At 73.2% G+C, this 6,693-nt stretch carries 6 protein-coding genes; 2 read left to right on the plus strand and 4 right to left on the minus strand.

Features of this window, described 5'->3' with window-relative positions; all coding sequences use genetic code 11:
* The 4 genes from KS423_RS34455 to KS423_RS34470 form a co-directional block, all read right to left on the minus strand.
* On the minus strand, positions 1–1,217 hold a 1,217-nt coding region (locus KS423_RS34455), incomplete at its 3' end, for a lanthionine synthetase C family protein (protein WP_224283689.1).
* Entirely contained in the window at positions 1,217–4,225 is a 3,009-nt protein-coding gene (locus tag KS423_RS34460) for a lantibiotic dehydratase (RefSeq protein ID WP_224283690.1), read from the minus strand. The genes KS423_RS34460 and KS423_RS34455, both read right to left, overlap by 1 nt.
* A gap of 82 nt (positions 4,226–4,307) precedes the next feature.
* Positions 4,308–4,442: an FxLD family lanthipeptide gene (locus KS423_RS34465; protein WP_374120078.1), complete on the minus strand. Its 135-nt coding sequence runs from the start codon at positions 4,440–4,442 to the stop codon at positions 4,308–4,310.
* A 141-nt stretch (positions 4,443–4,583) separates the two neighbouring features.
* Positions 4,584–5,435 (minus strand): TauD/TfdA family dioxygenase, encoded by an 852-nt coding sequence (locus tag KS423_RS34470; RefSeq protein WP_224283692.1) that lies wholly within the window; start codon positions 5,433–5,435, stop codon positions 4,584–4,586.
* Between the two features lie 177 nt (positions 5,436–5,612).
* On the opposite strand from KS423_RS34470, the gene KS423_RS34475 reads away from it, so the two are divergent.
* Positions 5,613–6,044 (plus strand): NUDIX domain-containing protein, encoded by a 432-nt coding sequence (locus KS423_RS34475; protein ID WP_224283693.1) that lies wholly within the window; start codon positions 5,613–5,615, stop codon positions 6,042–6,044.
* A 3-nt stretch (positions 6,045–6,047) separates the two neighbouring features.
* Positions 6,048–6,693, plus strand: a 646-nt coding sequence (locus tag KS423_RS34480) for a helix-turn-helix domain-containing protein (RefSeq protein ID WP_224283694.1), incomplete at its 3' end; no start/stop codon positions are given.

The following is a 6,693-nucleotide window of genomic DNA, read 5'->3' on the forward strand; positions in this document are numbered from 1 at the left end:
GCGGTGCCGGTGGCGGCGGCGAGCAGGGCGAGGGCGGTGCCGGCCGCGCCTTCCAGGAACGCGGGCCCCGCCGTCGCCAGGAGGCAACGTGCTTGCTCGTTGGGGTCAGCGTGCGGCGGGTGCGTGGTGTCCAGGAGCAGGGCGGTGGCCGAGTGAAGCCGGGCGGCGTTGCGCGGCGAGGCATCGGCGGCGGCGCGGTGGGCGATGTGTGCGAGCCCGGCGTAGCCGTGGCAGGCCGACAGGTCGGTGGTCGCGGCGAGCGCCTTGGGGTCCACCAGGGCGGTGGCGAGGGCATTCTCGGCGTCGTGGCGCAGGCGGGGGTCGTCGAGGGCGAGGGCGGCGAGCTGCTGGGCGCGCGCGATGCCGGCGGTGCCGTAGCACCAGCTCGGCCGTTGCGGCAGCAGCGGCCTGCGGTCGAGGTCGGTCAGATGTGTGGACGTGATCCAGTACGGCCAGGCGTGGCCGTCGCGCCAGCGCTCCAGCCAAGCCAGGACGGTGCGGATCGCCTCGCGCTGCCCGTCGACCTCTACACCGCGCTGCAACGCGAGGGAGAGCAGGGCGAGCGGGCCGGTGATGCCGTGCGCCAGACCGGTGTTGGCGTGCCCGCCCGGGAACCGCTCGTCCGGCTTGCCCGACGGTCCGTCCGAAGTCCACCAGCCCGGCAGGACCTCGCCGTTGTGCTTGACGTCCTCGGTCAGACCGACCAGGCAGCCCAGGATCCGCCGGATGGTCTCGCCGGTGGGGGCCCGGCGCAGGAGCACGGCGCCGATGCCGGCCAGGCCGCGGATGGTGTCGAACTCGGCCAGCACCGGCAGGTCGCCGCGGTTGATCCTGGCGATTGCTTCGTCGCAGCGACGCACCGCGTCGGCGGCCACGGCCTGGTCGAGGCGGGCGAGGGCATGTTGGTAGCAGCCGGGCCGCGCCTGGGCTGCGCAGGTAAGGGCCTGCGCGAGCGCAGGCGCGCCGTAGTACAGGTAACTGTCGCCCCCGCTCGTGACCGGGGCGTCGGCCGCGACCGACAGCCAGGCGCGCACCGGCTCCCATGGGCCCCGGCCGGTGGCGGCGCGCTCGATATGGAGCAGGGCGATGCCCGGGGCGCCGTGGGCGAGGGACTGGCGCCACTGCGGGCGGGACGTCCACGCCGTCGGGGCATCGGCCGGGTCGACTAGCAGCTCGGCGATCCGGTCGGACAGCCGCAGGGCGGGGTGCGGGGTGATCACTGGTCACCGTCCCGGGAGAGGCGAGCGAGGGCGGCTGCGCGAGCCAGGTAGAGGACCTGGGCCTCGTCGTCGAAGTCGATACGGTGCGCGCGGACGAAGCCGCAGTGCAGGAGGGAGCCGAGGACGTCGTTCGCCTGCACACCCTGGGTGTGCGGGCCGGGGAAGTGCCGGCGGTAGGCGTCGAGCGCCTGGTGGCGCCGCGCCCAGGCGTCGGCGATGGCGTTGCCCGCAGGCTCGGCGCGCAGCGCCGCCCAGTTGCGAGCCGGGTCCGCGAGGCGTACGGCCTCCTTGAAGACTGGCCTGGGCAGGACGGCCGGGGCCTTGGCGGGGACGTTGTCGACGAGCCGGCGCAGCCCGGCTGTGGTCGAGCCGGTGAACCCTGCCGCAATGGCGACCGCGTGGGCGGCGAGCAACGCCTGCCGATCGGGCAGCTCGGGCTGGGCCAGCTGGACGAGGACGGCGGCGGAGTCGGCGCGGAAGACCTCCTCCGCTGCGGTCCAGGCAGGTCCCTCGCCCCAGCGTCCGGTCTCCGCGTACGAGGTCGGGTACACGACCTCGGACAGCAGCCCGGCCTGGTGGAGCTCGGCGGTCCAGGTGCTGATCACGGCGGCGACGGGTCCGAAGGCGGCCGGGTCGGGCAGGGCGATGCGCAGCCGCAGGTGCTGACGCGGGTCGCGGAAGCGCACGAACCACCACTTCGGGTGCCCGAGCCGCGAGAGGAGGTCGGGCAGGTGCCGGGCGAGCACGGTGTCCTGGCGTTCCAGATCGCCGTAGAGCGAGGCGAGGAGCACACGGGAGGTGCCCGGGGCGTCGCCGTGGCCCCGCTGCAGGATCCGGGCCGGGGTGGGCTTGGGCAGGCGCGGCCAGGCCGGGGCACGGGTGGCGGTGACCGGGATGGCGATCTCGTGGGCCCGGCCGCCCGCCCAGCCGAGGTCGGCCGGGTCGGGCTCCTCGACGAGGACCGCGTGCGGCGCCGAGCGCAGGTGATCGCGCAGCAGGGACCGATGGCCGGGATGGTCGAGGTCGAGCGGCAGGCCCTGGCTGTCGGCGGCCAGCATCACGTGCCGCGGTGCCCGGCGCCGCGTCAACCACGACGTGAGGGCTGCGTCCCACTGCTGCTGCGGGGCGTTGCCGGTGGGGAGCTCGGCGGCGGTGAGCCGCCAGGAGGCTGGGGAGAGGATGACGCGCCGGTGCCGCAGCTGGGGCCGGAACGGCAGCGCGTGGAGCGAGCCCCAGTCGAATCGGGTGACCTGCGCGGCCTGGGCACGGGACAACTCGGTGATCAGCCGGGCGAGTGGCGGGGTGTGGATGCGCAGGTTCAGAGCGTGGGTGGCGGCGGCCTCGACCCGAACGCCGAGCGCCGGTGCCGCCAGGTACATGCGCCGCCCGTCGCAGCCCACCGCCAGGTCCTGCGGAACGAGGACGCCGTCGGCGGCGGGGCGGTGCTCGGCGAGGCTGATCACCAGCTGACCCGTCGGCAGGCTCCGAACGACGTGCCCGGTCGCAGGATCCAGCGGCGGGAACGAGAGCTGCGCGGTGACAGTGCACTCGTCCATCGTCGGCAGGCTCGCCAGCAGTTCGGTGAACGCCGCCCGGTGCCCGGGCTCAAGGAGGTGGAGGAAACGGCCGACCGAGACGCCGGCCGCCCGGGACGCCGACACCACCTCCAGCCGGAACTCGCCCCGGTCCAGCGCCTCCTGGCTGCGTGCGTGGACGCGGGCGACGATCTCCAGGTGCGGGGGTAGGCGGAGTTTGTCCGGGCCCAGGTCGAGCAAGGCCAACAGCGACTCGTCGAGGACGACCTCCCGCGCCCCGTCGAGAGCGGCCCGCTGGGCAATGGCCGCGAGCAGCTCGTCGCGCTCGTCGAAGCGCGGCTTCTCGGCGGTCCGGGCGCCGGGGTAGTCGTCGGGCCAGCCGATCCCGTTGTCCGCCACCATGTCGAGCAGTGGCACCAGCGCACCGCGGCCGTAGCGCTCGTAGAACTTCTGATGGTAGGACCGCCATGCTGCCGTGCCGTTGGGAGCGGCGCTGAGTCTGGCCAGCAGCTGGGCGGCTCGGGCGGCCTCGTCGGCCACCGCGTGGGGGAGGACGAGGTCGGCGTCCAGTCGAAGGTCGACGGCCGGAGCCGGAAGGCTGCCGTCAGCGGTACGCAGATCCGCCAGGACCTCGGCGGCATCGGCGACTTGCTCGGCTCCGGCCTTCTCCAAGGCGGTCAGGAGGGGTCCGAGAGGGTCCGGGTCGGTCGCAACGGCATGAAGGTTCGTGATGAGCGCCCGCTGGGTGACGAGCTCGGACAGGATGCTGGTGACCTGTTCGGTTGTCGCGGTGGGGAACTCGGCGTGGACCTTGTCGGCTAGGTCCTGGAAGCGGACCGGCTGGCGTGCGGCGGCGAGGGCGAAGGCGACGGACCGGGTGTGGCGCAGGGTCGTCTCGCCTGCGGCCGTGCCGCCGCCGGGCTTGACGACCGGCCGGTGGGGGACGACGAGCCGGTCGCCGCGCACGTGGACGGTATTGTTCGCTGTCACGTCCAGATTGGCCAGCAGGGCCGGGAGGTGCTCCAGCTGCTCGATCGCTCGTGCGAGCCGGGTTGCCGAGGCTTGGGTGACAACGTGGTGCTCGTTGCCCCACCGCAGGTCGCAGGACGGTCCGAACGATGCTGCGTGCACGCCGGCGAAGTACCCGAACGGTGTGGGTCGGTCGGCCATACGCAGGAGGTAGCGGGCGGTGGAGCACACGGCGCGCCGCACTTCGCGCGGATCGGGCTTCGGGGTGGCGGTGAGGCGGGCGACACGATCAGCGAGGACCGGGCTGGCCAGACCGAGAGCCTGGGCAAGGCGATCGTCGGCCCACACGGCACGCAGCCATCCAGTCTGCTGGTGCGTCACAACGGGGCCGTTGCCGTCGAGGTCCGGCCAGACAGGAACCGGCAGGTCGGGGTGCGCGACGGCGCGCACGAGCGCCACGCCGGCGGCGCGGTAGGAGGCCGTGGAAGCGGATGGGCGCATGGCGGCGAACCTCGGATCTCGGAGACGGGACGGGGCGGTGGCTGGTGCCCCGGGTGTACGCCCGGGGCACCAGCCGACAGGGTCAGTGCAGGCCGGTGGTGCAGGCGCCGCAGGTGCTGCCGCAGCCGTCGTCGGTGAGGGTCTGCAGGCTGGCCGCGTCGGTGGTCTCGACGGTGCTGACGTCGAGGTCGAACTCGTCGCCGACGACGGCGGGCATGGTGGCCTTGGTCTCGGCCGGGATCTTCTGAGCCATGGCGGTTCCTCCTTCAGGGTTTCCCTTTCGGGACCTGGAGCCGGGGCGCGGGACGCGCCCCACGTCACCAGGAGACGGTGAGGCGGCGGTGCTGCTCGTCGACGGTTAGATGCCGGTCGGGGACAGCAGTTCGCGGGGGGTGTTCGCAGGGTGGGCTTCCTCGTGCGCGGTGGCGGGGATCGGCATGGACCACGGCGCGGGGAAGCCGGGGCCGAGACCCAGCGCGGCGTGCGGTTCGCCCAGCGCGCGCAGTATCAGCCGCTCGCCCGAGAAGGCGGTGCGGCCGTGCAGTAGGCGGTGATTGTCCAGCACGACACCCTGCCCGGGGGCGAGACGCAGCCGGTGGGTGTTCCGGTCGATGGCCTGGCGCAGCGTGGGCAGATGCTGCTGGGCGTCGGGCGAGAACCGGGCGAGGTCGTCCTGGCGCAGCCGCAGCCGCCAGCGGCTGACGGCCAGCTGCTGGAGGACCGGGGAGAAGCGGCCGCCCGAGCCGCCGAAGTAGGCGGCCCGCTCCGCGGCGAGCGCCTCGATGGCGGCAGGGTGGTGTTCGGCCAACTCGGCGAGGACGGCCTGGCCGTCCACCAGCAGGCTATCGCCGCCCGTGTCGCCGGCCCGCGCACACGCCAGCAGGAGCAGCCGGGGCGGGGTCGGGTGCTGCGCGCACTCGGTGTGCAAGGCCAGCGCTCCGTGTCCCAGCCCGGCGAAGCCCGGCCGCCCGTCGTGGTGACCGGTGTCGCGGATGACGGTCAGAGAGTCCGGGTCGGCGTCCCGGTGCTTCCACAGCGAGGACATCAGCCAGCCAGCCGCGAGGAGCACGTCGTCGCGTCCGCCCAGCCTGGCGAGCCGCAGCATCCCGTGCTCGCGCAGCACCGCTCCCGCGTGCTCGCGCGCTGCTCCGTCCAGCATGCGCGCGGTGAACTTCTCGCCGCTGGTGCCGTTGGTGTCGGAAGACGGCATGGTGGATCCCCCTCATGGGACCGAGTGGGTGGGAGGCGACACACTCTCCACGCCCCACCGCCCCGATGGAAAGTGACAGATTGTCAAAGCGTGATCACCGGGCGGCGGGGCACTGCGCGACCGCGCAGCTGCTACCTTCGACGGGCCCGTGACCGCCTGCGCGCCCCGGAAGAAGCGATGACCGGACAGACTGAACAGCCTTACGTGCCAACGACCTTCCCGATCTCCATCAAGGGCGTCGTGCTCGACCCTCAGCAGCGGGTGCTGCTGCTGAAGAACGAGCGCCAGGAGTGGGAGTTGCCCGGCGGGAAGCTGGAGGGGGCGGAGACACCCGAGCAGCGAGTGGTCACCGAGATCCAGGAGGAGAGCGGCTGGACGGCGACCGCCGGCCCGCTCCTCGACGTGTGGATGTATGAACCGATCCCCGGCCGCCAGGTCTTCATCGTCACCTACGGCTGCACCGCCACCGGCGCACACCAGGCCCCGGTCGTCAGCCACGAACACAAGGAAGCCGGCCTCTTCCACCGCGACGAGGTGCCCGGCCTGCCCATGCCGCAGGGCTACAAGGACTCCATCGCCCGCTGGTACGAACTGCACGACCAGGCCTGACCCGTGGCCGGGATCGATCCCTACGGCGGAATCCGCTGGCGCTGGACCACGCCCAGAGCCCAGGACATCCTGCGCCGCCGCGCCCTGCCCGAGATACTCCAGCTCTACCGCGAACTCCACGCCCTGCCGCAGCAGGAACTCGCGGACCTCCTCGGCTACTCCACCAGCTACGTCTCCCGCATCGAGACCGGATCGCGCACCATCACGGACATCGGCGCCCTGCGCCACATCGCCGAACGCCTCGGCCTCCCGCCGCACTGCCTCGGCATCACCGACGACACCGATGCAGACCACCAACTCGTGATCCAGCTCGCCGAGTCTGTTCTGCGCCTGGCCGAGATCGCCCGCCAGGCCGGCCAGGCGACCACCGCTGTCGCCGAGCTTTGGCCGCTGGTCGCCCGCTTGGAGGCCCGCGCCGCCGACGGCCACGCCGACCTCGACACCCTGCGCCTGCTTGCCCGGGCCCGCGTCGGCCTTGGCGTCGCACTCGGCCACGTGCTGCCGGAGGAGCGCCTGGCCACCGCGGCCCGCTGGACCGGCAAGGGACTCAGCGTCGCACGGCGGGTAGGCGATCCGGCGCTGCACGCCCACGCACTTCGCCACCATGGCAACGAACTGCGCAAGTCCGGCCTGCACCTGCGCGCACTGG

It is taken from the genome of Streptomyces sp. LS1784 (assembly GCF_020103755.1).
Lineage (GTDB): Bacteria > Actinomycetota > Actinomycetes > Streptomycetales > Streptomycetaceae > Kitasatospora.

Bases quoted from the DNA above. Each gene is read 5' to 3' on its own strand.
- KS423_RS34460 (WP_224283690.1), bottom strand. From the start codon at position 4,225: ATGCGCCCATCCGCTTCCACGGCCTCCTACCGCGCCGCCGGCGTGGCG.
- KS423_RS34465 (WP_374120078.1), bottom strand. From the start codon at position 4,442: ATGCCCGCCGTCGTCGGCGACGAGTTCGACCTCGACGTCAGCACCGTC.
- KS423_RS34470 (WP_224283692.1), bottom strand. From the start codon at position 5,435: ATGCCGTCTTCCGACACCAACGGCACCAGCGGCGAGAAGTTCACCGCG.
- KS423_RS34475 (WP_224283693.1), top strand. From the start codon at position 5,613: ATGACCGGACAGACTGAACAGCCTTACGTGCCAACGACCTTCCCGATC.